General features: G+C 67.4%; 22 protein-coding genes. 9 read left to right on the top strand and 13 right to left on the bottom strand.

The window, feature by feature from the left end; translation table 11 throughout:
- Positions 1-28 precede the first annotated feature (28 nt).
- Positions 29-2,842: a helix-turn-helix transcriptional regulator gene (locus JOF56_RS34645; protein WP_209643656.1), complete on the bottom strand. Its 2,814-nt coding sequence runs from the start codon at positions 2,840-2,842 to the stop codon at positions 29-31.
- Positions 2,843-3,065: 223 nt separating this feature from the next.
- On the opposite strand from JOF56_RS34645, the gene JOF56_RS34640 reads away from it, so the two are divergent.
- Positions 3,066-3,752: a sigma-70 family RNA polymerase sigma factor gene (locus tag JOF56_RS34640; RefSeq protein WP_209643655.1), complete on the top strand. Its 687-nt coding sequence runs from the start codon at positions 3,066-3,068 to the stop codon at positions 3,750-3,752.
- Here the strand turns inward: JOF56_RS34640 and JOF56_RS34635 are convergent.
- Positions 3,727-3,915, bottom strand: coding sequence for a hypothetical protein (locus JOF56_RS34635; protein ID WP_209643654.1), 189 nt, complete (start codon positions 3,913-3,915; stop codon positions 3,727-3,729). The genes JOF56_RS34640 and JOF56_RS34635 overlap by 26 nt on opposite strands.
- Before the next feature lie 160 nt (positions 3,916-4,075).
- On the opposite strand from JOF56_RS34635, the gene JOF56_RS34630 reads away from it, so the two are divergent.
- The 3 genes from JOF56_RS34630 (at position 4,076) to JOF56_RS34620 (ending at position 8,871) form a co-directional block, all read left to right on the top strand.
- A complete protein-coding gene (locus JOF56_RS34630) occupies positions 4,076-4,789 on the top strand; it encodes an alpha/beta fold hydrolase (RefSeq protein WP_209643653.1) in 714 nt (237 codons plus the stop codon).
- Positions 4,790-4,880: 91 nt separating this feature from the next.
- Positions 4,881-6,413 carry an NB-ARC domain-containing protein gene (locus JOF56_RS34625; protein ID WP_209643652.1) on the top strand — a complete coding sequence of 511 codons (1,533 nt, stop codon included), beginning with the start codon at positions 4,881-4,883 and terminating at the stop codon, positions 6,411-6,413.
- A complete protein-coding gene (locus tag JOF56_RS34620; RefSeq protein ID WP_209643651.1) occupies positions 6,400-8,871 on the top strand; it encodes a tetratricopeptide repeat protein in 2,472 nt (823 codons plus the stop codon). Before JOF56_RS34625 ends, JOF56_RS34620 begins: the two co-directional genes overlap by 14 nt.
- Positions 8,872-8,920: 49 nt before the next feature.
- Here the strand turns inward: JOF56_RS34620 and JOF56_RS34615 are convergent, their stop codons facing one another.
- Complete coding sequence (locus JOF56_RS34615) at positions 8,921-9,436, bottom strand: RICIN domain-containing protein (RefSeq protein ID WP_209643650.1); 516 nt, start codon at positions 9,434-9,436, stop codon at positions 8,921-8,923.
- A gap of 218 nt (positions 9,437-9,654) precedes the next feature.
- Between JOF56_RS34615 and JOF56_RS34610 the strand changes: the two genes are divergently transcribed.
- A complete protein-coding gene (locus JOF56_RS34610; RefSeq protein ID WP_209643649.1) occupies positions 9,655-10,617 on the top strand; it encodes a helix-turn-helix transcriptional regulator in 963 nt (320 codons plus the stop codon).
- Between the two features lie 4 nt (positions 10,618-10,621).
- Here the strand turns inward: JOF56_RS34610 and JOF56_RS34605 are convergent, their stop codons facing one another.
- Both JOF56_RS34605 and JOF56_RS34600 read right to left on the bottom strand, forming a co-directional pair.
- Entirely contained in the window at positions 10,622-11,557 is a 936-nt protein-coding gene (locus tag JOF56_RS34605; protein ID WP_209643648.1) for a hypothetical protein, read from the bottom strand.
- A gap of 75 nt (positions 11,558-11,632) precedes the next feature.
- Positions 11,633-12,823, bottom strand: coding sequence for a cytochrome P450 (locus tag JOF56_RS34600; RefSeq protein WP_209643647.1), 1,191 nt, complete (start codon positions 12,821-12,823; stop codon positions 11,633-11,635).
- A gap of 76 nt (positions 12,824-12,899) precedes the next feature.
- Between JOF56_RS34600 and JOF56_RS34595 the strand changes: the two genes are divergently transcribed.
- Together JOF56_RS34595 and JOF56_RS34590 are read left to right on the top strand one after the other, a co-directional pair.
- Complete coding sequence (locus tag JOF56_RS34595; protein WP_209643646.1) at positions 12,900-13,424, top strand: SigE family RNA polymerase sigma factor; 525 nt, start codon at positions 12,900-12,902, stop codon at positions 13,422-13,424.
- The gene (locus JOF56_RS34590) at positions 13,414-14,352 is read left to right on the top strand and encodes a hypothetical protein (RefSeq protein ID WP_209643645.1); all 939 of its coding nucleotides are present in this window, start codon (positions 13,414-13,416) and stop codon (positions 14,350-14,352) included. The genes JOF56_RS34595 and JOF56_RS34590 overlap by 11 nt, the downstream gene beginning before the upstream one ends.
- On the opposite strand, the gene JOF56_RS60300 is transcribed toward JOF56_RS34590, so the two are convergent.
- The 4 genes from JOF56_RS60300 to JOF56_RS34570 all read right to left on the bottom strand — a co-directional run bounded on the left by JOF56_RS60300 (position 14,336) and on the right by JOF56_RS34570 (position 17,481).
- Positions 14,336-15,538 carry a cytochrome P450 gene (locus JOF56_RS60300; RefSeq protein WP_307855385.1) on the bottom strand — a complete coding sequence of 401 codons (1,203 nt, stop codon included), beginning with the start codon at positions 15,536-15,538 and terminating at the stop codon, positions 14,336-14,338. The two genes, JOF56_RS34590 and JOF56_RS60300, sit on opposite strands and share 17 nt — an antisense overlap.
- Positions 15,539-15,633: 95 nt before the next feature.
- Positions 15,634-16,074 carry a hypothetical protein gene (locus JOF56_RS34580; protein ID WP_209643643.1) on the bottom strand — a complete coding sequence of 147 codons (441 nt, stop codon included), beginning with the start codon at positions 16,072-16,074 and terminating at the stop codon, positions 15,634-15,636.
- Between the two features lie 122 nt (positions 16,075-16,196).
- A complete protein-coding gene (locus JOF56_RS34575) occupies positions 16,197-16,745 on the bottom strand; it encodes a hypothetical protein (protein ID WP_209643642.1) in 549 nt (182 codons plus the stop codon).
- Positions 16,746-16,779: 34 nt separating this feature from the next.
- Complete coding sequence (locus tag JOF56_RS34570; protein WP_209643641.1) at positions 16,780-17,481, bottom strand: hypothetical protein; 702 nt, start codon at positions 17,479-17,481, stop codon at positions 16,780-16,782.
- Between the two features lie 246 nt (positions 17,482-17,727).
- Here JOF56_RS34570 and JOF56_RS60295 point away from each other — a divergent pair, with 246 nt between their 5' ends.
- Positions 17,728-19,041, top strand: a complete 1,314-nt coding sequence (locus JOF56_RS60295) for an alpha/beta hydrolase (protein ID WP_209643640.1) — start codon at positions 17,728-17,730, stop codon at positions 19,039-19,041.
- Complete coding sequence (locus tag JOF56_RS34560) at positions 19,038-21,476, top strand: rhomboid family intramembrane serine protease (protein ID WP_209643639.1); 2,439 nt, start codon at positions 19,038-19,040, stop codon at positions 21,474-21,476. The genes JOF56_RS60295 and JOF56_RS34560 overlap by 4 nt, the downstream gene beginning before the upstream one ends.
- A gap of 5 nt (positions 21,477-21,481) precedes the next feature.
- On the opposite strand, the gene JOF56_RS34555 is transcribed toward JOF56_RS34560, so the two are convergent.
- The 4 genes from JOF56_RS34555 to JOF56_RS34540 are packed head-to-tail and all read right to left on the bottom strand — an operon-like array spanning position 21,482 to position 26,023.
- A complete protein-coding gene (locus tag JOF56_RS34555; protein ID WP_209643638.1) occupies positions 21,482-22,651 on the bottom strand; it encodes a hypothetical protein in 1,170 nt (389 codons plus the stop codon).
- A complete protein-coding gene (locus JOF56_RS34550) occupies positions 22,648-23,280 on the bottom strand; it encodes a CHAT domain-containing protein (RefSeq protein ID WP_209643637.1) in 633 nt (210 codons plus the stop codon). Before JOF56_RS34550 ends, JOF56_RS34555 begins: the two co-directional genes overlap by 4 nt.
- The gene (locus JOF56_RS60290) at positions 23,273-24,088 is read right to left on the bottom strand and encodes a CHAT domain-containing protein (protein ID WP_209643636.1); all 816 of its coding nucleotides are present in this window, start codon (positions 24,086-24,088) and stop codon (positions 23,273-23,275) included. Before JOF56_RS60290 ends, JOF56_RS34550 begins: the two co-directional genes overlap by 8 nt.
- A 21-nt stretch (positions 24,089-24,109) precedes the next feature.
- Positions 24,110-26,023 carry an NACHT domain-containing protein gene (locus JOF56_RS34540; RefSeq protein WP_209643635.1) on the bottom strand — a complete coding sequence of 638 codons (1,914 nt, stop codon included), beginning with the start codon at positions 26,021-26,023 and terminating at the stop codon, positions 24,110-24,112.
- Positions 26,024-26,253: the final 230 nt, after the last annotated feature.

Here is a 26,253-nt window from a genome sequence, read left to right as displayed (position 1 = left end):
CAGGACTGGGCATCGCGTTGTGACACTGTCAGTGAGAGGCCAGCGCTCCGCGGAGTTCCCTGCGCGAGTTGACGTCGAGCTTGGTGAACACCTTGCGCAGGTGCCATTCGACGGTACGGGGGCTGATGAAAAGCTCGGCGCCGATCTCGGAGTTGGTCATCCCGTCGCCGGCGAGCCGGGCGATCTGGGTCTCCTGCGCGGTAAGGCCATCGCGTGTCTCGGCCGCGCGTTGGCGTACCGGCTCGCCGATGGCCAGGAGTTCGCGTCGAGCCCGCTCGGCGAAGGCGTTGGCGCCGAACCGGTGCAGCATCTCGTAGGCGGTTCGCAGTTGCTCGCGTGCGTCGACGCGCCGGTTCTCGCGACGCAGCCATTCGCCGTACACCAGGTGAGTGCGGGCGAGGTCAACGGCGATCCGGCAGCGCGAAAGGCGCTCGATGGCCTCGCGGTACAGCAGGTCGGCGGCCTGGCCGTCGCTGAGCAGCGCTCTCGACCTGGCCAGCACCCCGAGGGCCCAGTCCGTGCCACTGGCGGTGGCTCGTTCCTCCAGTTGTCCCAGGGCAGCCGCAGCCGCCTCGGGAGCGTCACTGCGGGTGCCCGCCTCGACCAGCTCGGCGAGCGCGAACCCGAAGACACCCAGATCGTCGTGCTCGCACGCCTTTTCCGCGCACACAAGGGCGGCCTGGTACTGGCTGCGGCCGTTGTACAGCAACGCGTTCAGGTAGTTGCCCAGACCGATCGCTCGCCCCTCGCCCCAGGAGCTCGCCCACCGTGCACCGGACTGCATCAGCCCCGACGCACCCACCTTGCCGGACGTCCCGGTTGCCGTGACCGGCAGGATGTCACGGAGCCGTCCGGCGACAGAGCCGGGCTCCTGGTCATCCCCGCCCCGCCAGGCGATGAGCAGCAACGTGCCGTATCCGAGGTGCGAGTTGCCGATCGCCTCCGTGATCGCCTCGGACTCCTCGATCAGCGTCAGGGCCAGGTCGAACTCCCCGGCATGCACGTGTACGGCGGCCCGGTAGACGAGGGCCAGCGGAAGGAAGTTGAGCGCGCCGGTCTCGCGAGCCGTCCGGACCGCGCGTGTGGCCAGTTCATGCCACGCCTCGTCGTCCCACATGTCGCCTGCGGCCAGCCATGTGAGCCAGAGCCACCGCATGCTGTCGTCTTCGTTGTCTCCGGCGTCCCGCAGAGCGCACTTCAAGAGCGAAGCGCCTCCGACGTATCCCTCGGCGAACCGCGCCGCCAGGCCATCGAGAAGCGCGTCGGCCAGGCGTGGTGGTCGCGGTCCTTGCGGTGCGGCGCGGGCGGCCTCAGCCACCTCCCGCACGCCGCCGTTTCCGTTGAGGCGGCCTCCGAAAACCGCTGATCCGATTGCTTCGAGGTACGCCTCACGCGCTTGTCCGTCGTCGAGGTGCTCCAGCCGGTTGGCCGCGTCGAGCAGCATCGGCAGAGCCTCGCCACCGCGCCTGCGCGCGAACACGATCTGGCCACGCAGCCGCGCCATCCGCCCACGCTGAAGCTCGTCCAACGGGCCCATCTCCGCCGCGGCGAGCAGCTCAAGTGCCGCGTCGGGGGCCCCGGCCTCGAACGTGGCCTGCGCCGCGGCCATCGCTCTCGCTCCGCGTCTGACCGGATCAGGCGTCAGCCCGGTCGCACGCCGCAGGAACGCGGCCGCCGCCGCGATACCGCCGCGGGCCTGGGCGCGGTCGGCTGAACGCGCCAGTTCGTCGGCGACGGCTTCGTCCGGTTCGACCGCCGCGTGGGCGCGATGCCAGGCTCGGCGATCCGGGTCGGATTCCGGATCGGTCGCCGCGGCCAGCGCACGATGCACGTCCCGGCGTTCTCCGGCGTCTGCCGCGCGATAAGCCGCTGAGCGCACCAGCGGGTGGCGAAACCGCACCCGCGCACCGAACTCGATCAGCCCCGCCGCCTCGGCCTCCGACGCGGCGTCGGCGCCTATGTCAAGCCGCTCGGCCACCCGCCGCAACAACCACAGATCCCCCACCGGCTCGGCGGCCGCCACCAGCAGAAGCCGTTGTGTCGCAACCGGAAGCGACGCGATACGGCGAAGAAAGCTCTGCTCGATCCGACTCGCCAGCGGCCGCGTGTCCGGGTGCCCGAACCCACCGGCCAGCTCCGCTGCCGTCCACCCCTGCGGCAACTCCAGCAGAGCCAGCGGGTTACCACGGGCCTCGGCGACGATCCGGTCCCGGACGTGCTCGTCGACTCGTCCCAGGACCACCGAGCCCAGCAGCGCACGTGCATCGTCGTCGCGCAGCCCCTGAATCTCGAGCTCGCGCAATCCAGCCAGCTGGTCGTCGACCGTCTGGGTGCGTACCGCGAACACCAGCGCCACCCGTTCGGCGAAAAGCCGGCGCGCGACGAAGGCCAGCGTCTGTGCGGAGACCCGGTCAAGCCACTGAGCGTCGTCCACCACGCACACCAGCGGCTGCTCGTCAGCCGCCTCGGCCAGCAGGCTGAGCACCGCCAGCCCGACCAGGAAACGGTCCGGCGGGCTGCCCGTACTCAGGCCGAACGCGATGGTCAACGCGTCCCGCTGCGGGTCCGGAAGCCGGCTCAGATACCCCATCAGCGGCGCGCACAGCTGGTGCAACCCGGCGAACGCCAACTCCATCTCGGACTCGACACCGGCGGCCCGTGCGATCCGGCAGCCCGCCGCGCCGGCCACCAGGTATTCTACCAACGCGGACTTGCCGATTCCCGCCTCGCCGCGCAGCACCAGTACCTGGCTCTGACCAGTCTTGGTGTCCGCCAGCAACTGATCCAGCGCCGCACACTCGCCGTGCCTGCCACGCAGCCGACGAGGGTCGCTGCTCGACATCCACCACCACCGCGCGGGTCGCGGCAGCCCGACTCCGGTCAACGCGGGCCGCCCGGCTTCCGATCTTAGAAGCACCCGGTGCCCGGGTGATCCGTGTCGGTGATCACGGGCGGGCACGTGTCCCTGGCCGCGCAGGCCCAGGGATTTACCCGGGCGCGGCAGGACCCGCGCTGGCGCGACGGTGGTAGTGCCCCACCCAGCCACGACGAAGAGGACAATCCTCATGCGTTTGACGAACGTCAGCAACGCGTCAAAGTCACCTCGCCCGTCGCCGGACGCGGACGCGGCGGACTTCCAGAGCGTTCGTCCGCGCCTGTTCGGGATCGCGTACCAGATGCTCGGCCGGGCCGCCGACGCCGAGGACGTCGTCCAGGACGTCTGGCTGCGCTGGCAGGGCGTGGACCGGACACTGGTACGCGACCGGGTCGCGTTCCTCGTCAAGATCACGACCCGGGTCACGCTCAACGTCCTGGGCTCGGCCCGCGTCCGCCGCGAGGTTCTCGTGGATCGCTGGCTGCCGGGCCAGGTCCTCTCCCCCGAGGACCCGACACAGGCGACCGAACGGTCAGCAGACGTCGAGCAGGCCGTTCTGCTCCTGCTCCAGCGCCTGTCCCCGACCGAACGCGCCGTCTTCGTGCTCCGCGAGGCGTTCGACTACCCGTTCCGCGACATTGCCGAGACACTCCGGATAAGCGTGGCCAACGCGCGTCAACTTGGGCGACGAGCCCGCGTGCATCTCGCCGGGCCACGGCACGAGCCTGTCCACCCGGCTGCCCGCGACCGGTTGATGACAGCCTTCCTCAACGCCGCGCAGGCCGGCACCGTGGCGCACTTCGAACGCCTGCTGGCTGATGATGCCCGTGCTCAGTCCAGCCGCCGGCAGCTCACAGCTCAGCACCGAGCGCATTGAACAGGTCGTCCGCGGTCAGTCCGAGCTCGGACAGCAGTTTGGCGTGCGCGGCGTTGTGCAGGTCGATCCGGTCGGGCAGGCGCTCTGCGAGGGATTCGGCCCGGTCAGGTCCGTACACACGACGGACGACGTTGAGCGCGTGGGCCTTCGAGAAAGCAGTCATGGGGGCCTCGTTCCAGGACGGTGTGGCGGCTCCAGCTAGGACCAGGACGCCCTGCGGTCTGTGACGGACCGGGCGAAACGTGCCATCGCGTCACAAAACCCGAGCGCCGCGCTGTCTTCCTCCACAAGACACTTCGCCGACTTACGAGAAGAGAACGACCATGAAACCGACCGTTGTCCTCGTCCACGGCGCCTTCGCCGAATCCGCGAGCTGGTCCGGCGTCATCGAGCGACTGCACGACCGCTCCCTCAACGTCGTCGCGGTCGCCAACCCGCTACGCAGCCTGCCCGGCGACGCCGCCTACGTCCGGGACGTACTCGCCGCGATCGACACACCCGTAGTGCTCGTCGGCCACTCCTACGGCGGCATGGTGATCACCGAGGCCGCCGCCACGAGCGACAAGGTGACCAGCCTCGTCTACGTCTGCGCGTTCGCGCCGGACCAGGGCGAGTCCGCGCTCGAACTGTCGAACAAATTCCCCGGAGGCACCCTCGGCGAGGCACTGACGGCGTACCCGATCACCAACGGCGGCAACGAGTTCGCCATCCGCCCCGACGCATTCCACCACCAGTTCGCCGCCGACGTCCCCCGCACCGAGGCCGCCGTGATGAGTGCCTCCCAGCGGCCCGTCACAGAAATCGCCCTCACTACAGGGCTTCCGACGAACACACCGGCCTGGCGATCGATCCCGTCGTGGTTCGTCTTCAGCGACGCGGACCTCAACATCCCGGTCGCCCTCCACCGCTTCATGGCAAACCGCGCCAGTGCCAAGGCAACCCGCGAAATATCCGGCGCATCCCACGCCCTCAGCGTCTCGCAGCCTGAAGCCGTGACAGCGATGATCCTCAACGCCGTCCACGCACTCGCGCCCTGACCCAGCAGCCGAAACACCCGGACCTTGACGTCGGAGCAACGCTATTGGCGGGCGCGGCGATTACAAGGGACAGTCCGAGGGTGGAGCGTGCATGGCTGAACTTGTGGTGACGATCGCCGGGGCGGCGGGTCGGCTTGCTGGGCAGTTGCTGGGGCCGCGGCTTGCGGCGGCCGCGTTCGGGCCTGCTGAGGAGCGGGTCTTGCGGAAGGTGCTGGAAGAGGCGTTGAAGGCGTCGCTGGCCGCACAGTTGCGCGGGGCCGGGGAGCAGGCCGCGATCATGGTGATGCATCTGGAGACCTTGCTGGGCCGGTTCTTCGCTGATCCGGCTGTGGCGAAGGCGCTCGTGGATTCGGCCCTGGCCCGGACCGAACCGCCGTTGCCGGAGCTGCTGGCGAGTTTCGACGCCCAGGGTATGGACTCGGCCACGGTGGGCATTGATCTCCCTGCCCTGCTCAGCGCGATGAGCGCCGCGGTTGCCGAGCAGATTCGCGTGGAGGCCGGCAAGGCCGGCAGTCCGTTGTTCAACTTGCTTGTTGTCAATCATCTGGAACGGCAGGACGGCCGGGCCAGCACGCCTCGAATTGTCGGTATGGCGCCTCCGCCGCCGCAGTCGTTTGTCGGCCGGGGTGGGGATCTCGAGCAGTTGCGGGAACGGCTGACGGGCGGTGACCGGCAGCGTCTGCAGGTCGTCACCGCTGTTCGCGGGTGGCCGGGTGTCGGTAAGACGACGACGGCCGCGGCGCTGGTTCACGACGCCGCGCTGGCGAGTGCGTTTCCCGGGGGCGTGCTGTGGGCGCGGATCGGGCAGACCGATCGGGTGCGGACCGAACTGATCGCCTGGCTGCGCAGTCTTGACGAGGAGCCGGACCCCGATCTGGATGTGCCGCACCTGTCCTCGCGGTTGTCCGCGCTTCTGCGTGACCGCGCGATGTTGCTTGTTGTGGACGATGTCTGGGATCCCGCGCACGCCGCGCCGTTCCTCGTCGGTGGCGCGGACTGCGCGACGATCATCACCACGCGGGCCAAGTCCGTGGCCGAGGCGGTGGCGTCGTCGCACGACCAGGTGTACCGGTTGGAAGTCCTCGATGAGGAATCATCGATACGGCTGCTCGCGCAACTGGCGCCGCAGGTCGCCTCCGCGCATGAGCAGGGTCTGCGTGACTTGGCTCGTGCGGTGGAGGGTCTGCCGCTCGCGCTGCAGGTCGCGGGCCGCATGCTGGCTGCCGAAGCGGGCCGCGGGCTGCCGGTGGACGAGTTGCTTGCTGAAGTGACACAAGGCTTTCGGTTGTTCAGCGCGTCCGTGCCCGCGCATTTGGCGGGGCTGGCCGAGGAAAGCTCGGCCACGGTCGCCGCGGTGCTCGATCGCAGCGTGAGCAGCCTCGACCCGGCTGACCGGCTGCGGTTCATCTGCCTTGGCGCGTTCGCGCCCAAGCCGGCCACGTTCTCGATAGCGGAGATCCTGGGTGTGTGGGGTGCGATGAGCCTGACCGCTGACCTTGACGGCCTGCGAGTACTGGTCGACCGTGGCCTGCTCGAACCAGCCGGGAACGGTGACTACCAGATGCACGCGTTGATGGCCCTGTTCGCCGATTCGCTTTCCCAGGCGCTCGATGAGCCTTCATGAGCGCGTCCGGCACGCCCACGCCGAAGTGCAACTGGCCCGCTTCACGCAATTGGCGGAGCAATCCGACACGCTCGGGCTGGCCGGACCGGCCCAGGACGACGCCGCACGCATGTGGCCGCAGGTCGAACACGCACTGCGTTGGCTCGCATCCCAGTCTGACGAGAATGACACGGCCGCGGCCCAGCTGAGCACGGTCATGCGCGGCGCAACCGGGATGCTCACGATCGAGTCGGCGTCCCTCGATCAACGCGAGGATTGGACGCGAGCAGCGATCCGGGCAGCGCAACGGCTTGGCCGTGAGCGTGATGTCTGCCTGCTCTACGGCAACCTGGGGACGGTTCTGCTGGACCGCGACGATTTCGTGCCCGCGGTGGAATGCTTCGAGTCGGCGCTCAGACTGGGCAGCCAGTCCGAACCGATCCTGCGGGCACAGGACTTCGACGGTCTGGCAACGGCTTATGCCGCACTGGGCTGGCAGTCCGAGGCGGAGAAGCTGTTCGACGCCGCGCTGACGGTTTTCGCCGAGACCGCGCACCACAGAGACGAGGTCGCCACCCGGCTCCATCGGTGCCGGGCCCGCCTGTCATGGGAGGAACCCGGCGGCGCCCTGGAGGACATGCAGGTCCTCCGGCGCCTGATCGACGAGGACGGCGCCACATTCGCCAGTTCCGAGGTCCTGCGCCTGCAGCTCGAAGTCTGGGCACACGCCGGGATGGCCCGGCACGCGCTGGACCACGCCGACCGCTGGGTCGACGCGATGCGCGAGGCAGGCGAGCTGTCCCTGGCCGAAGTGCGGCTGGCGCGAGCATCCGTCAACTTCATCCTCGGCCGTCCGGACGCGGCCGTGCCCGATCTGACTGCGGCACAACAGATTGTGCAGACCAACCACGCCGACCAGATGCTGTACGAAGTCCTCACGCTGCTGGGAGCGTCCTATCGGGACACTGGCCGGTTCGACGACAGCCGCTCGGCCCTGCTTCACAGGCGGGATCTCGCCGCGTCCGCCGGGACGAAACGCCGGTGGCAGGCGGCAACAGACCTCGCCCATTCAGCGGCCGCGGCGGGCGACCTGGCAACGGCACGCACCTTCCACCAGCAGGCGCTCGACCTCGTCACAGCGGACACCGCGACCATCACAACCGTGGGAGAAAAGCGTTTCCCGGACGCGACGTATCAGATATACGACCAGCGCGCCAAAGCGCTGTCACTCTCGGCGCTGGCAGACCTCGACGTACGGGCGCAGAACTCAGCCGAGGCCTGGCAGGGCCATGACGCCGCGATCGACGAATCCTGGACCAGTGTTCGCCTGTGTGTCCGGATACTCGACCAAGCCGGGCGGAGCGCCTTTGCTGTCGAGGACTACGAACGTGTGCTGACCTACCAGCAACGCCGCGCGGAGATCCTTGCGGAACTCGACGACCCACGCGCGCTCGCCCACGCGTTCGGCGAATGCGCGGACGCACTCAGGCTGCTCGGCCGGTACGCCGAGTCGATCAGCCACTACGAGCGGGTCACCGAACTCGACCGGGAAGTGGCCAACCACCACGACGAGGCCCGCTCCTTGTGCGACATCGCTAACGTGCACGCGATTCTGGGCAATGCCGATCTCAGCGTGGAGTACTACGAGCGTGCCGCGCGCCTGGCCGCCTGCCACGACTACCGGATGATCCGCGTGCACGCGCTGGCGGGAATCGCCGAAGTGACAACGGATCCTGTGATCACCGCTGCCTCGCTGCTACGCGCATGGCTTCTGGCCACTGCGATCGAGTACGACGGCGGCATCGGCCACACCTCCGAACGACTGTCCGCGTTGCCCGACGCCGACCTGGACTTGTGGCGCACTCACGCGATCGCCGAGCAGGAACTCGCCACGACCAGTTCCCCGGAGCAGGCCGTCGAACACTTGCGCTCAGCTGTCAACTTCGCTGCGGCCTCACGTGACCAGACAGCCCTCTGGGACGCGCTCGACAATCTGGCGGGAGCCGCGCAAACGGTCGGAGACGTGGCGCTCGCCGTCGAGACGCTGCTCGATGCGGAGGCACTCACAGTCGTCGCAGACGCGCCTGACATCGAGGATGCAGTTCTCGACCACGTGAGCCTGCTTGTTGGCAGGCGCCTCGAAAACACCGACGCCGCAATCAGCATTCTCCGGCGCAGACTCGACCGCGCCACAGCACGCGGCGACACACGCGCCAGAATGCGGTCGCTGATCCGTCTGGCCCAGTTGCACGTCAACACAATTGACGAGGACAACGCACACGCGATGCTTGAGGAGGCACTACACCTCGCGCGGGCGCTGGGCGATCCGGTCGGCGAAGTCGATGTGCTCGGCCTGTCCGGTGCCATCGAACGACGTCACGACCTCGGTGACACACCGGACACATTGGTCAGAGCCATCTTCCTTGCCGAGCAACATTGTCCTGAGGCCGTCGAAAACCTGCGACTGCTCGCTCAGTGATTTTGCCGGGAAGGGAGCCCTTCCCGGCAAAGTCACGAATTGCTCCGGATCACCGGCGGATGAAGGCCCACCGCTGGTCGGCGTAGCTGGGCTCACACGTGAAGGGGCGTGCGGCGCCATTGATGGTAGGTGCCGCCAGGCATGTCCCGCGCAGGTGGTTGTACAACTGGTAGGTGTTGTATCCCGGCACGGGATCCAGGCGCCACCACTGGTCGTTGTAGCTGTCGACACAGCCCGACATCCGGACGTGCCCGTTCTTCAGAATCGCCGCGCATTGTCCCGAGGCCACATTCCGCAGCCGGTAGAATCCCGCCGCGGCGACCGGCTCGAGATACCAGTACTGGTCGGTGTAGGAGACCTCGCAGTGCGCGATGTTCACTCTGTCGTTGTTTCGCCCGGCAAGGCACTCACCGCTGTGCCACTGATTGCTCAGCCGGTATTGCACCCCCGGTGTCGGGGCGTCGAGCACACTTGACTGCGCGTTCGCATAAGCGGGGGCGATCATGGTGATCAGGGCTGTGACAACGCCGGACAGCAGCGCCAGCCCACGGGCGGACAGCTTCATGGAACCTCTTTCTCTCCTGGAATCAGGCAGACCGAAACCTTGGGAATTCCGGTGTTCGTGATATCCGGAGGCTGCGGGAAATCTTCTCGCCGCGGCCTGCGAAAGGGGAGCTTATTGCGTTTCGCAGGCCCGTGAGGTGCCGATCCCGTGGCCATCAAGGCCATTGGCCGGATGCGGCCTGCCCCCGCTACACTCGCCGGGGCGCTGCGGGAGGGTGAATGAGGACTGGCTTGACCAGTGTGCTTTCCGCGTCGGCCGCCACGCTCTACGAGCGCCTGATCGTCAGCGGTGGCCTGTCGCTCGTCGAGCATCCGGACCTGCCTGCCAGCAGCGAGGCCCGGGAGCTGATCGACAAGGGGTTCGCCCGGGAACGCTACGTGGACCTGCCCCGGCTGGTGCCGGTGGAGCCGATCCGGGCCGTGGACAACGCGATCCTGACCAAGCAACGGCAGATCCTGGACCAGTACCAGACTTTGCTGCACATGCGCGACGAGATGCAGGCACTCCAACAGGTCTACCGATCGTCGGTGTTCTCCGGCGAACCCGGCGACCTCGTGCGAGTGATCACCGACCCGCAGGAGATCGGGGCGCTGTCGGTGGAGCTCTGCCTGTCGGCGCAGTACGACGTGGTCAGCCTGGAAACCGAGCACTTCACCCGGCCGCCGGATCCACGATCGGCCCGGTCGCTGCCCGCGGAGGTGCTCGAGCGCGGGGTGTGTTTCCGTAACATCTATTCCCGTGCGGCGCTGGAGGTTCCCGGCGCGACGGAGATGCTCCGCAAATCCCAGGAATCCGGCTGGCTGTGCCGGGTGTACCCACATCTGCCGATGAAGCTGGTGCTCGTGGACGAGCGAGCCGCGTTGCTGCCACTCGGCCCCACGGGCATGGAAGGCGCGGCGCTCGTGCGGTCTCCCGTGATCACCGCGGCGTTGCGGACGTACTTCGAGCTGCTGTGGAGCCGGGCGGTGTCCATCGACGGCACGCCAGCGAAAGTACCGCCGGAACAGGACCAAGTGCTGCGGCTGGTGCTGACGGGCATGACCGACGGAGCCATCGCGCGCAGTCTGGGAATCAGCGAGCGGACCGTGCGCAGGCACGTCCAGGCGCTGCTCAAAGCACTCGGCGCGACCAACCGGGTGACCCTCGCCGTCGCCGCCGTCCGCGAGGGCTGGGTGGACTGAACCACTACTGCCATTCCCACGGATCGAGGTCGGGGCCATTGCCACCGGTGCAGGCTCGAAGCAGCCGCGGATCCATTTGCGGTGTCGGGGCCATTGACGGCCGCACGTCCGCATTTGCGCGCACCGGCACGACCACCCGGCTGAAGCGTCCCGGCGCCCGAGCCGACACCCGCCAGTCGTGACGGTTGGCGATCCGGCAGAGGGACAACGTCTGCTCCAGCAGCACCACGCCACCGGATTCCACGCCGTAGAGCTCGGTTCCGTCCCCAGTCACACCACTTACACCGGCGGGCAGCTTCCCGCTCGCGTACCACACGTCGTCGTGGGTGCCGCCGGATTGGCGCCACACGCGGTACTCCACGCCATCCCAGTTGCCCAGAGCGTTGCCTGCGCCTGTCACTGCGGTAATGGCCGGTCCATGGAAGATCGTGAGGAGCACACTGTCCTCGGATACCACCGTCCCGCCCGAGGACCACCCCTCGTGCCGGAACGTACGCACCGGCCCGCCGAAGTCACCGAGCTCGAGATAACCCGGACTCGCCACGAAAACCACGTCGTGCCGCCAGTCGACCGTGTCGCCGACTCGCACCGGCGCGCCCAGCGTCGCACCGGAAGCCGTCTGCCGGCGCCACCACAACTCGCCGGAAGCGGTGACCGCGTACAGGATCGCCGCGTCCCCGTCGTATGCCCCGAACACCTTCGAGTAGGTCCGCCAGTCGGCCGAGTCCACTTCCCCCATTGGCCTCAGCTGCCACGAATCGCCGGTGAAGCAGCGCCGGATCTCTCCCAGGTGCCCGGTTTTCGCGTCGACCGTGAACACCCTTGTGGTGGTCGGGCAGACGGTCTCCGCCGCGGACGGCGTGACCACGCCGAGCCCGAACACGGCAAGCACCACGAGCAGGCACCCGACTCGGTTGAGGACGCAGCCACGAAGTGTCACGGCGTCAACCTTAGGAACCGCAGGCACATCCGGACTGACCGGCGACGGCCACTGGCCTGAACCGGACAGGACGGGCTACCAGGCGACGTTCAGGCCCCGTGCGCCCCGCAGCAGCCGGTCGGACACCCACTCCACCTCCCTCGCAAGGCGTAGTCCGGGCAGCCGCCGCACCAGCGCCTCGAAGATCACGTGCAGTTCCAGCCGGGCCAGTGGCGCACCCAGACAGTGGTGCGCGCCGTGCCCGAAGGCGATGTGCGGGTTCGGGTCACGGGTCAGGTCCAGCTCGCCGCCGTCCGGGAACACCGCGGTGTCCCGGTCAGCGGAATGCAGCTGCACCAGCACGGCGTCGCCCGCGGGCACCACCTGGCCACCCACTTCGACGTCCTCGGTCGCGACCCGCGCGAAGTCCACGGACAGCGCCATCGGCGTGTAACGCAACAGCTCCTCCACAGCGGCCGGGACCGCACTGGGGCCCGCCTCGACCAGTCGCGACCATCGCTCGGCTTCGCTCAGCAGGAGGTACGCGAAGTTGCCGATCTGGTTGGCCGTGGTCTCATGCCCGGCGACCAGCAGTGTCAGCAACAGCCGCACCAACTCGTCCTCGCTGAGCGCGTCGCCTTCGTCCCTTGCCACGACCAGCGCGCCGACCAGGTCGTCGGACGGATGCCTGCGGCGTTCCGCGGCCAGACCAGCCAGGTAGTCCATGAGCCGGATCCGGGCGTCGGTGATCTGCTCGACCGATGTGCCGGCGCCCAACGCCAGTGTGCGTTCGGTCCAGCGGCGAAGATCCGCCCGGTCGTCGGCGGGCACCCCGAGCAGCTCCGAGATCACGATCATCGGCGTGGGCCAGGCCACCAGCTCGACGAAGTCCGCGGGCGGCCCGGCATCGGTCATCGCGTCCAGCAACTCGTCGACGACCTGCACGACCCACGGCCGCAACAACTCGACCCTGCGGGCAGTGAAAGCCTTGGCCACCAACCGCCGCAGCCGCGTGTGTTCCGGGGGATCCATGCTGAGCATCGACTCCGGTTCGTCGATCAGGGGCCGGGCCCTCGGCGAATCACGTCCCGCGGCCGCCGCCCGCGAAAACCGCGGATCGGCAAGCACTTGACGGGCGTCGTCGTATCGCGTGGCCAGCCACGCCTCGCCGCCATAGGGCATCCGGATGCGCGCCAAGCCAGGTTCAGCGCGCAACCGGGCGTACTCCGGGTGTGGCACAAGGCCTTCTTCGACCGGACCGAACGGATAAGCCTGCGCGTCGCTCACCCACTCGACGCTATCGGCCGCGTGGGAGTTGCGCGAGCGTGTCAACCCGTTCCGGCGGGCTGACGTTCTAGGAGGTATGCGGGTAGATCCCAGCTTCGAAACGTTTGTCGACGACAGATCCACGGCACTGCTGCGTACCGCGTACCTGCTCACGGGGGATCGGGGGCACGCCGAAGATCTGTTGCAGACAGCGCTGTTACGCACCGCGCGACACTGGTCGCAGGCGCGCGACTCCCCTGAGGCGTACGCACGCCAAGTGCTGGTGAATCTCTCCCGGGACCGGATCAGGTCGCTGTTCCGACGGCCACGCGAGGCGCCCATGCCGGAGGATCCGGACACATTGCGCACGGTGGACGGCGGGTACGAGCGGGTGACCGAACGCCGGGTGGTGGTGCGGGCGCTGGCCCAACTGCCCATCCGGCAACGGCAGGTCGTCATCCTGCGGTTTTTCGAGGACCTGTCGGTGGAGCAGACCGCTGAGCTGATCGGCTCCTCTACCGGCACGGTCAAGACGCACACGTCCCGAGCACTGGCCAGGCTGCGCGAGCTGCTGGCCGACTATCACGAGCCCTTTCCCATGGAGGTCCCCCATGCCCACTGAGCAGGAGTACGGCCAGGAACTCGGCACCAGGCTGAGGCACGAACTTCAGGACGTCCGCGCTTCCCCTGACCTGGCAAGGAAGCTACGCCGCCGACAGGCCAAACGCGCGTGGACGATTCGTACGGCGATCGCAGTCCCGGCAACCGTCGTGGCCGTTGCCGCCGTCATGGTGGCAACGACTACGACCGTGCAGAAATCCCCGAGCGAGGCCGTCAACAACCCGCCACCGGTGGAGAACGTGCCTGTGGAGAACGTCGCGCAGGTGCAGGCGCAGACCATCAAGGCAGTGAGCCAGGCCCCGCAGTACGTGATCCAGTCGAAAAGCACCTATGCAGGCGGCTACTACGACGAGTGGGTCGACAAGGCCACCCAGCGATATCGCAACGACGTCTACAACCGGAGCAGCGGCGTGTCTGTGCCGTCGTCAGACCGGAAGATGACGTTGCCCGCGGGGCCGGACACAGGGCCGCCGGCCCCCATCCATCTGAACCAGTCGCACGCCGTCAGCGGCCCGGACGGCGACCAGGACATGGTCACCGTCGACTACGACCTCAAGACGTGGTCCACCGACCACATGACAGACCGCAAACCTACCGACATACCGGACATCACCGACGCGGACAGCGTCCGCAAGGCGATCTCCGACGGCACACTGGAGTTGGTGGGCAAGGAGAACATCGACGGCATCGACACCCTGCGCCTGCGTCTCTACGGCCCGGACCGGTCCTACCGGATCGACATGTGGGTGGACGGCAAAACGTATCTTCCGGTCAGGAACATCGCGACCAAGGGCACGGGCGAGCCCGGTGACAAGGAGTTCCCGGCCTCAGCCGCGACGACCACGACCTACAAATGGCTGCCGCGCACCGAAGAGAACCTCGCACGTCTGGTACTGATCCCTCCGCCGGGTTTCAAGAAGACGAAGTGACCCACTCGACGGGAAGCGACCGGACTCCTCTGATCACCCCGTAGGTCCGCTCGGGCTCGGCCCCGTCCGCGAGCGAGAAGTCCGGGATGGCACGGAGTACCTCCTCCAGCACCACACGCACCTCCAGCCGGGCCAGGTGCATCCCCAGGCACCGATGCGCGCCGGCGCCCCAACCCAGTTGTGGCACCGGCAAACGCCCTCGGTCCAACCGGAACTGCGCACCGTCGGGGAACCGCTGTTCGTCCCGATTGGCCGAACCCCATGCCAGCAGAACCCGGTCCCCCGCCGACAGCGGCACGTCGCCAAGGCTCGTGTCCGCCCGGACGGTACGGCCTGTCGCTGCCACAGCGGATTCGTGCCGGACACTCTCCTCGACAACCTCTGCCAGCAACGACAGATCAGCGGTCACCCGGCGCCGCAGCGCGTCGTCCTGCGCCAGCACCAGCAACGTGTTGGCGATTGTGTCCACGGTGGTCAAGTGCCCGGCAGCCACCATCAGGAACGCGAGCTTCAGCAACTCACCATCTGTCGCGTGCCGGCCACCGATCTCGGTGTTCACCGCCGAGGTCAGCAGATCGTCGCCGTCGCGGCCACGCCGGGCCTCGATCTGCGCCAGCAGGAACTCCGCATAGTCGCGCCCGATCCGTTGCGCCTCCTCGACTGTCCCCGCTCCGAACAACCCGACTGTCAACGAACTCAACGCCGGCCGATCTGCCTCCGGAACACCCAGCAACGCACCTACGACGAACGGCGGTATGCGCTGCGCCAAATCCGTCACGAAATCCGCCCGCCCCAGCGGGGCCAGCCCGGCAACCGCCTCCTGGGTGAGCCGTCGAATGTACGGCTCGTGACGCGCTGCTCCCACCGGCGAGAAGAACTCCTGCAAATGCCTGCGCCAGAACGTGTGCTCCGGCGGATCCAGCTCGAACAACGGAGCCAGCACCCCGTCGACTCCAGGCACCACGACCACCGCGCCAAGCCCGTCCACCGCGGAACTGAACAGGTCCGCGCGCTGAGCGACATGCTTGATGTGGTCATACTTCGTCACTACGTAGAACCCGCCGTGCGCCGCACTGTGCGCCACCGGACACGATCTGCGGAACAACGCCAGGACATCGTGTACCCGGGGAGCGGTCCGCGGATCGAGGTGATCGAAGTCCTTGGGCACATCGCTGGTGGTGCTCACAAGTCTCCTCACCGTCGCATGCCGGAGCCGGGCACGAGTCTAATGAGGCACAACGACTTCATGCGACTCTTGACATCCTGGCCGAGACGCGCGTGCTAGCTCGCGGTGAGGGCGTCCCGCAGGGCGACGAACGCCTCGTACTCCGCCTTTTGGTCGACCGGCAGCTGGTAGGCGATCGACAGCACCTTCGGCACAGACGGGATGATGCTGAGCCGGAACGTCTGGCCGTCGGTGGTCTTGAGCACGAACCGGCCCTGCAGGTCACGCTTCTTCACCGACGCCCGGTTGGCGTCGGTGATCGTCAGCGGCACGCCGGGCGTGATCGTCCCGTTCTTCTCGTCGACCGGCACGACGACCAGGTCCGTCCCGCCCGGCTTGAAGCCCACGACGAAGTTGCTGACGGTGGTGGTGCGGAACACGATGAAGTTCTTCTGCTTGATCTCCGCCGCGTACACCTTTGTGTAGCTCGCACCATTCCCGACCACCGACTCGAAAGCGGCGTGCATGGCGGCCTTTAACTCTTCTTTGCTTGGCACAGGCGCACTCCCTCAAGATCTCTCCGACATGTGGGAGCGCACTATATCCACGCCTGATTCCGCCATTACGGCAACCGCCCACGTACAGTTTCACCGCAGCCGGTCGACTATTGGTTAATAACCTACCTGTCGATCAACGGCGCGAACACCGTGCGCCAATTGCCCTGCAGGGTGTCCGAAAGCGCCGCGAAGTACCGTGCCACCACCAGCTGCGCGTCCGGATCAGTCAGCTCCATGCAACTGTCGACGGAGTCCCAATCCTCGTCGTGGTCGAGGCCGAGCCGCTTCAACGCGGCGACAACCTCGTCGTCCTCGAACAAGCCTGTGTCCCACGAGCTTGCCGCGCCCAGCAGGTAGCGCAGATGGTACGTGGTCCTGCCTGCGCTGAGCTCCGAGCTGAGGAAGTCGCAGTCCTCCGGCTCTGCCAGGCTCGAGCATTCGGCCGCGTCGGCCACGAGTTCCGACCAGTAGGCCTCATCGTGGGCACCGTCGACCTGCGTCATGTATTTCGCGGCGTACGCGGCCATCGGGGCCTGGTCGTCGATCAACGGCGAGAGAACCAGGTCGCTGCTGTAGTCGAACCCGAAGAAGTAGCGCTTGCCGTCCAGGGTGAGCGACTCGATCCCGCCGACCCAGCCGATCCGATCGGCGTCCAAAGGCTCCACATTCACGCGGCCATTATCCATTTGTCCCCACCGGAGAACCTCAGAGGTCGAACTCGTCGTCGAATCCGGCGTAGCCGATCGACTCGAACGCTTCCTGTTGGCCTGCCTCGAAACCGGACTCCCATGAGCCGATGTCCGGGATACCCGGCATGCCCGCGAACAGCGAGCCGAACACCAGCGCCGATCCGAGACCGGCAGCACCGCCGATCAGGGCAGGCTTCCACCACGGCTGGCTGTACCAGCCCTGTGGCACCTGCCGGCCGTCGACCTCGCCGCCCGGGTGGTAGTGCGGAGTGGACGCTCCCGGCCCGGGCGAGACCTCGTAGGTGTGACCGTCGACGTCCACCTTCCGGTGTTCGGTGACCATGCCGGCTTGCTGGCGTTCCGCGTCACCGGGCAGCGCGGGACCGGGATCCAGACCCATCGCGATCCGTGCGGCCCGGATGTAGTACAGCCCTTCCAGCGCGGTCTGCGTTGCCAGCTGCGCCTGCTGTGTGGTCGACGCCAGCTCGAGCTGGGACCCTGCCGCGTTCAGCCGCTCGGAGGCGTCCGCGAGTGCCTGGCGCGACGCGGGATCGGTGCCAGTCAGCTGTACTATCTGCCCGCCGAGCCGTTCCACCCAGCGACGGGCTTCCGCCTTCGAGTCGTCCAGCTCGCGTCGCCTCGCCGCGGCTTGTCCACGCACGAGCATCACCCCCGCCACCGCGAGGCCCACAGCGACAATCACGAACAAGATCACCATGACCCGCTCCCCGATCGATCGTTCATGGATCCAGGTTCGCCAGTCCGCGCTGGATTTCCCATCCACAGGACGTCCGGTTCGCACCCGCCTGTCGGCTGGTGGCACCCCCGCCACCTGGATGCCCGGAAACGGTTCCCCAGCAGATCACTACCCGCCAGGTGACCGGCACCACAACACCTGATCCCGCATTACGTTCGTTGGCATGTCGAGAAATGAGCGTCCGGGTCAGGATCACGCTGGTGCCCGGTGAGCGGAATCCTGGACTGGGACCTGGTCCGTGGTGCCGTACCGGCTGTGATCACGACTATAGGGACGCTCGCGGGAGCGACGCTGCTGGCAAGGCGAGAGCGTCGTTGGTGGACACGCACGGTTCCGCTGATCGCAGCCGGAAGCGTACTGGCCTGCCTGCTGATCTGGTGGATCGTGGACGGACTGTGGCAGCCCTTTCCCGATTCCGTCCCCTTTGCGGTGATGGCCTGGATCGGGGCCGCGTTCTTCGCGGCCGGGCTGGCTGTCGCGACACTGCCGGTCAGCCGGTGGCGACGGCGAAGTGCCGCGCTGCTGGCCGCACTGCTCGTCGTGATCACGTCCGGCGCGCAGGTGAACGTCTACTATGGACAATTTCCGAGCTTGCGGGCGGCCTTCGGACTGCCTCCTGGCAACGAGATCGACTACAGCCGGCTCCCGGCGTCGTCGCCGAGTCCATTCCGGGCACAGCCGGGACACCCGCTCGCCGACGGCTGGCGGCCGCCTGCGGACATGCCCCGGCAGGGCGCGGTGACCCAGGTCGCCATCCCGCCGCAGGAGTCCAAATTCAACGCGACCAGGAACGCTTATCTCTACGTCCCACCGGCCTATCAGACACGTGACCGGCCATTGCTGCCTGTGCTCGTGCTGCTGCACGGGCAGCCAGGCGGGCCGAGCGACTGGATCAATGGCGGCCAGATCGCGACGATCATGGATCGCTTTGCCGAGGCGCACAACGGTCTCGCGCCGGTGGTGGTCATGCCGGACACGACCGGCACGGCTTTCGGCAACCCGCTCTGCCTGGACTCACGTCTCGGCGCGAGCGAAACCTACCTTACCAGGGACGTACCCGCTTGGATCGGGCAGAACCTCCAGATCGACACGGACACCCGGCACTGGGCGGTCGCGGGTTTCTCGTACGGCGGGACATGTGCGTTGCAGTTCGCGCTGCGTAAGCCGGATCTGTTCCCCACCTTCGTCGACATGTCAGGCCAGGAAGAACCAACCCTCGGCAACCGCAAGAAGACCGTCACGGAAGCGTTCGGCGGTGACGAAGCGGCGTTCCGTGCGGTGAATCCGCTCGACATGTTGACAGTCAACAAGTATCCGCGCTCAGCCGGCGTCATCACTGTCGCGGTGTCCGACAGCACCTACCGGCCACAGCAGCGCCGCGTGTTCGAAGCGGCCAAGCGCAACGGGATGGACGTCACCTGGCTGGAAGTCCCCGGCTCGCACAACTGGCATGGCTGGGCCGGCGGTCTGACGCACTCCCTCGGCTGGCTCATGGGCCGGATTGGACTGACCGCGTCATGAAGGACCGGCTGACGAGACTGCGCCAAGTGCCGTTCACGGTCACGTTCCTGGCCGTCTTGTGGATCATTGGAGCGGCCAGCGGGAGCCTGCTGTCCGGACCTCCGCAGGAGCTGCTCACCCGGATCGGTCTCGGCGCGGGACAACTGGCCGACGGGCGGTGGTGGACTCCGGTCACCTCACTGTTCTGGGCCGGCGGACTGTGGCAGTACATCGCCAACACCGTCCTGATCGCTGTGCTGTGCGGACTGGCGGAGCGGCGAATCGGCACGGCGCGGACCGCGTTGATCTTCCTGGGCAGCCATGTGGCCGGCGCGCTGCTGGCCACCGGGCTGGTCAACGTCGGCAAGGCCGCGGGCGACCTGTGGTCGGCCGATCTGGCCTCGACTGTCGTGACAGGACCGTCGAGCGCGGCGTTCGGCGTCGGGCTCGCCATCAGCGGCGGTGTGTTTCCCGTGTGGGGCAGGCGGCTGCGGCTGACCTTGGTTCTGACCATGGTCATGCTCGCGCTGTACATGGGGTCCATGATGGACCTCACCCGGTTGCTCGCAGGCCACACCGGGATGGTGATGCTGGGCCGTAAGCGGAGTTCTCCGAGCACCGCGCCGTCCAGAGTGGAGGGACGGCTCCTGGTCGCGATGGTCGTCGCGGCATCGGCGATCGGGCCGTTGCTGGCGACCATCTCCCGGACGAGTCAGGGTCCCCTGTCGGTGCTGCAGTTTCTGCTGGTCGGCGAGCAGCAGCCGGATCCCGCTGACGTGGCTGCCGTGTGCGCCGATTCGGCCGATGCGTCGATCTGCCGGCAAACGCTGGCCGCACTGCGGATGAGTGGCTTCTCCTCCGCGATCATGTCGGTCATTCCCGTGCTGTTGCTGCTGGTGACAGCCGAAGGGCTGCGGCGCGGCCGCCGGTTCGCGTGGTGGGCGGCGCTCGCGCTGAACGTGGTACTGGCCTGGCTGGGCATTGAGCTGACATCGTTCTATGTGGACGACTCCGTTCCGAGAACGGCCCAGGACTGGGTCCAGCTCCTGGTCCCGTTGCTGCAACCTGTGCTCGTACTCGTCCTCCTGCTGGCCAACCGACGGAAGTTCGACGTCGCCGCGCCACCAGGCACCTACCGCCGCTTCATGGCAATCGTCCTCGCCACGCTGACGGCATGTACCGCGGTCCATCTCGTGGGCGCCTTGCTGTTCCGCGACCAGTTCGAACGCTCACCGGACCTCGGCCAGATCCTGGCCGACCTGCCGGCCAGGTTCATCCCGCCCAGCTACCTGGACGCGGCCGAGTTCACGGTGTTGCCCAACGGCCCGGTGACAAGCCTGCTTTATCAGTGGACCAGGGTCGTGTTCTGGCTCGTGGTGATCATCGGCGGCCTGATCACCTTCCGGCGCGCGTGGATCACAAGCCGGGAGGCCGACCGCGCACGAGCCCACGACATGCTGGCCACACACGGCGGCACCTCGATGTCGCACATGATCACCTGGCGGGGAAACAACTACTGGTTCTCTCCCGACGGCGAAGCGGTGATCGCCTACCGCGTCATCTCCTCAGTCGCCCTCACCACAGGCGAACCAGTGGGCGCGCCCGACGTCAGGAGCGCCGCGGTCGCACAGTTCTCCCAGTTCTGTGCCGCCAACGGCTGGACACCATGCTTCTACAGCGTCAGCGAACAGCTGCGCGCCGAAATGGCATCCTGGAGCTCGGTCCAGGTCGCCGAGGAAACCGTGCTCGCACTGGACGGGCTGGAGTTCCGCGGCAAGAAATGGCAGGACGTCCGCACCGCGTTGAACAAGGCCAAGAACCTCGGCGTCACCGCCGAATGGACCACCTACGCGGGCGCCCCGGCCTGGATGACCCACCAGATCCGTTCGCTGTCCAGGGCGTGGCTGACCGACAAAGGCCTGCCCGAGATGGGTTTCACTCTCGGCCGCATGGAGGAACTCGCCGACGAGGACGTCCGCTGCATGGTCGCCGTCGGCCAGGACCAGAGGGTGCACGGCATCACCAGCTGGCTGCCGGTCCGCCGGGACGGCGAAATCGTCGCCTGGACACTGGACTTCATGCGTCGCAGCGCGGACGCCTTCCCCGGCGTGATGGAATTCCTGATCGCCTCCATGGTCGCCCGTTGCCGCGACGAAGGCGTCGAATACCTCAGCCTCTCCGGCGCACCACTCGCCCGCCGCGACCGCGGTGAGCTCACCGCACCCCTGCAACGTCTGCTCGATCTCACCGGCAAGGCACTGGAACCCGTCTACGGTTTCCATTCCCTGCTGGCGTTCAAAGCCAAATTCCAGCCACAGTACCGCCCCCTGTTCATGACCTATCCGGACGCGGCCGCCCTGCCCAGCATCGGCAACGCCATCACCCGCGCCTACCTCCCCAAGATCACCTTCAACCAGGCGGTCCGCTTGATCGGAAAACTGATCACCCGCCGATGAACGGTTCAGGTACCGAAAACACGGGACATCTCGGTCATGAGCTCGGCGGTTTGCCAGTAGGCGGAGTGCGTTGCCAGGCCTGTGGTGTACGAGTGCCGCACTTCTACATCCTTCGGTTGCGTGCCGTCGTACATCCTGAACACATCGCTGGCGAGAAACGCCAGTGGATCCGCTGGCTCCCACAGGTTTGTCCACCGGTTGACGGTTTTCGGAAGGCGTACGACTCCCTCTGCCTCGATCGCGACAAGGTTCGGGTGCCGAGGGTCGCACAGGTGGAACAATGGCCACGGTGAGCCGAATGTGATCACCGAGTCCGTCCACAATGGAGGGGATTCGGGCTCCATGGCACCGATGGCCATGTCGAGTGCGATGGTCGCGCCGAGACTGTGGCCGATGAGGTGCACGCGGTGCTTGTCGTCCGTGCCCAGAGCCGGATCGACCGAGGCGATGACCTCGCGCACGCGGTCGTGGATCTCACGCCACCTCCGCTGGTAGACGATCACGTCGCCGAAGTTCCGGGCCATCGCCGGCGCCAGCCTCCTACGGGTGTAGGCGTTGACATTGCTCGCGACTCTCTTGAGCGCGGCGCCGACAAGGTTGTCGAGCGAGTCGAGCCGGCGGCGCACCGCGTCGTGCAGGCGCGTCTCGTCACGCAGTTCGATCTCTTCGAGTGCGTCGGTGACGTCCTCGACGAGGAACTGGCCGATGGCACGCAGCAGCGTGGGATCATCGACCTGACTCAACCAGAATCGTTCCGGTGACCAGGTCTGAGCGGTCGCTTCAACGATCGAATCGGCCAGCTCGTCGGGGATCGGCCATCCATCGGACACGGTGGTTCTGATGCCCTGTTCGACAGCGGCCAGTTGTGTGCGCTCATCCGGCTCCACGGGCGTGGAATCGGAATCCAGTGCGCGTGCCAACGAAATGGCGAGCAGTTCGACGTCGTCGCTTTCCGGCCCGGGCTCATCTCCATCCCGGACGTCCTCGCGCCCGCGGCGGGTCGAGTCTGGCAGGATGCGGTCGAACCACTCGTCCTGCGCGCCGAGGTCACCCCAGTACACGGGGACCAGCTGCCATCGTTCACCGGTGGCAGCAGCCAGCTCGCTCACCCGGGTCCGGATGATCTTCGGGTCGCGATTGGACGTCCCATGCAGTACGAAGATCGGCTTGGTCATGTCTCACCGCTCCCGGCCACGGTCGACTGTGCCGAGCCATAGACCGCGTAGGCTGGCCAGGTGGGATCGTGTCCACTCCGGACCTCCGCTCTGGCGGCCAGAGATGCCGCGCCCAAGGTGCCACCAGGACTGATCAGCTTACGGTAGAAGGCTTCCGCGAAGAGTCGCGCCGTGCGGCTGCGCACCGGCCAGCTGGAGCCGACGAACGCACCAGCGCCTGCCCGCAGGAACGCCGCTGCCCAGGATGCCTGCATGGCATCCATAGTGCCTCCCGAAGTACTGCACGCGTTGAAGAACACCAAAGGGCGGTGGCTGTTGACCGGCTGCGCCGCCATCTCCGCCTGGGCCAGGTCATACGGGGTGAAGTGCTGGTCGACCAGCGGGATCCGATCCCACTTCCCCTTGCCCATCACGTTGTGCGCCGCGATATGCAGCAGGTCGAACCCGCGGTCGTTGATCAGGGCGCGAAGCTCCCGGTAACCGCCGATCTGTCCCAGGTTCTCCGATCGGTCACGGAGCAACACACGAATCGCGTCGAGCTCTTCCTTCGCGCCGGACGGTGCCGATCGCGGGAGTACGTACGCCGCGCGTGCCACCGACAGCCGTTGTGCCAGCCGGGCGCTACTCACGGCACGGACCAGCGGGATCCGTGCCGAGCATCGCCACCCCGTGACAGCCGAACTGCAGGATCTGGGCGTTGCCCACAAGGCGTTCGACGGCCTCCAGATCCGCGTCGGCGTGCCGCAGGATATCGGCTTCGGGGAAGCGCGCGGCCGCAGCCGCGGCTTCCCACTCGGTGTCCGGCAGCGCGTCGGGCCCGTCCGGGTTCGGGTCGACGACCGCGAGCAGTCTCCGTCCCATGATCGTCGCGGCGCGTCGCTCGCATTCCTGGTGTGCCTGCGCTTTGGCGGCGTAGGAAACGGCCGTCGCATCAACGACGTACCTGCGCCCGGTTGGCAATGACGCGTCCGGGGTCCATGCGGCGTGCAGCGGGAGCAGTCCGAACTGACCGCACGCGACCAATGTCGTTTGAGCAGCACCACCGACGGCGTCCAGCACCGGCCCCATGGCGGCGTCCCACAACCATTGCGTGACGCCGTCCAACGCCACCTGCCACCGCTCGTGGTTCGGCTCGGCCGGCTCGTGACGCAGCGCTTGGTAGGCGTGAAAATACTGGTGGACTTGTGTTCGCAGGTCTCCGGCGGTGAGGCCCAGCACGACCGGGACAACGTCGCCGCCGCGCACCACCAGTGCCGTGCCGGACGATTCCGTGGCGGTCAGGTAGACCAGCGGACCGCTGCCCGCGGCCGCGGCCACGGTGTCGAAAGCCGGTGCCGCGTGCACATCCCGGAACTCGGCGATCGCCTGGATCTCACGAACCACCTGGTCGAACTCCTCGCGGGCGGCAGCCAGACCGTCGAGCGGGTCCTGTGTCACCGGCGGCGCCGTTCGTGCCGGTCAGCCCGCGGTGGCCAACAGCCGTGTCTGGAGTCTGGCATGGCGGAATTCGTACACGGGTCCAACCTGGCGCAATATCCCCCGTTCGTGCGATTCGACCAGGAAGGCGGCCAACCTCCACGGAAGCTGTCCGGTGACGGCGAAGTAGCTTCTCGCGACGAGGAACTTGCCCCAGGCGGTATGCGCGAAGCTGCCTGCCACGACCGTCGCCAACAGCGCGAACGCGCTGACGACACCGATCGCGGGCGCTGCGGCGACGGCAACGACGACGCCACGGGCAAGGCCACGGCTGAGCGCGGACGTTCGGTCCTCCCGGAGCACCGTCCACGGATCGGGCGCCCGGCTGATGTCGCTGGGCACGTCGAACCAGATGTCGAGCAGGACAGCGAACGAAATGCCGGCGATCGCGCACACCAGGCCGACCGGCCCGGTGGCCACGCCCAACGCGACCACCACTGCGCCACCTCCGACAACCCAGCCGATCAGCCCTGCCGACCGCAGCGGATTTCCGGCCCGTGGCCGCATCGCGAACCGGAGTCGCAGGGTGCGCAGACTTCCACGGAGCCTCAGCCGCACTACCGCAGGCTCGGTGTGCTGCGGCAGCGTGATGAGCAAGGCGAACAGTGCCACCACGATTCCGCTGGGCAGTGCCGCTTGCACACCGGCGATCAGCGCCACAGTCAATCCGGTGCAGATCCCCAGAGCTGCGGCAACCAGCGCACTTATGCCCTTCGGCATGGCATGGTGCAACTGCCACCAGGCCAGCTCCCGCGCGTTCCTCCGGGACAGCACGGTCGCCAGCGTGGTCGCCCATCGACGCACGTCTCCATCGTGCGTGCCGCCGCTGTCGTCGTCCAAGTCCGGGTACATGGACGGAATGAGCTCGTCGAGCAGATGATCGGCAAGCCGGTCGGCGGACGGAAATCGTTGCTGGTCCAGCAGGTCCAACGGCTCGGCGCGGGTCTCGCTGTACGTCAGGCGTGCGAGCGATGCCATCAGCGGCGTCGCGAGAACCTCGCGTAACGCCGAGCCCTTCGCTCCGACCAGCGCCATGATCACGGGTTCCCACAGGGAGGCCTTGCCCTGCGCCTCCCGCACGCGACGAGTGGTGCGTGGCAGGTACTGCGCAAGCGCCTCGATACCCAGCGGCTGCAACTCCACCACCGCTGCCCCGGTGAGGACGTCGTCAGTGCTGACCAAGGCGCGGTACTCCTCGGTCCGGCAGGTCAGCACTATGGGGTCGCCAAGGTGAAGTTCAGCGTTGCACCTGCGGATCGCCCGCGTCCGCAGGCCCGGTGTGATCTCGTCAAGACCGTCGAGCACCGGCAGGACGTGACCGTTCTTGACGAGGTGGTCCGCCACCGTGCCATTGGCCCCATGTCGCTTGCGCAGAGCCGGGTAGTCCGCCGCGAGGCGGTGCGCGATCCACTCGTGGAGCCCGTGCCTCCTGGGATCCCAGGTGGCCGCCGAGAGCAGGACCGGCACACGCTGACCTGACGTTCTCCGGTCCAGCAAGGCCAACGTCAACCTGGTCGCGAGAACGGACTTGCCCGCACCGGACCTGCCGAGCACCACCATCCGCCGCGACGGGATGCGCTCGAAGATCTCGTGCACATGATCGATGCCGCCGTCGAGCTCCATGGGTGCGACGCGGCCGTCACCGGCCACGTTGATCCAGTGATCCTGCACCGGTGACTCCGGCGACTCGGTTCTCCACGTGACCGGCATCGGCACAGGGTCGTGCACGCGGCGGGTCGTCTCCTCGTGCCGCCACTGCGTGCGAACCGATGAGGCCAGCTCGTCACAGAGTTCCTCCACAGAAGGCTCAAGCGCGCGGAGCGGTCTGGTGCGTGCCAGAACCACCACGACGATCAGCAGGCCGACGGCGATCAGCACGAGTAGGTTCCCGCTCATCGGCACTGTTGGTCCTCCTAGGTGCGCTCCAGAATCATTCTCGGGTACCGGATCGACGCCGGATTCTGGAGGGCACGAGTGAAGCGCGGCCACAGGTGGTTGCTGAACCGGCTGGTAATGACGCGCTTCTGGTGGACACGGGCGTGGTTGCTGCGGTGGTTTGCATGGCTCACCACCGACGAGGCCCTCGAAGCCTTGTGCGCCCTGCGAAAGGACTGCGAAGCCGACGA

The sequence above is a fragment of the Kibdelosporangium banguiense genome (assembly GCF_017876405.1).
GTDB lineage: Bacteria > Actinomycetota > Actinomycetes > Mycobacteriales > Pseudonocardiaceae > Kibdelosporangium > Kibdelosporangium banguiense.
The sequence above is the reverse complement of the archived record's forward strand: the minus strand, read 5'-3'. Positions and strand labels throughout refer to the sequence as shown.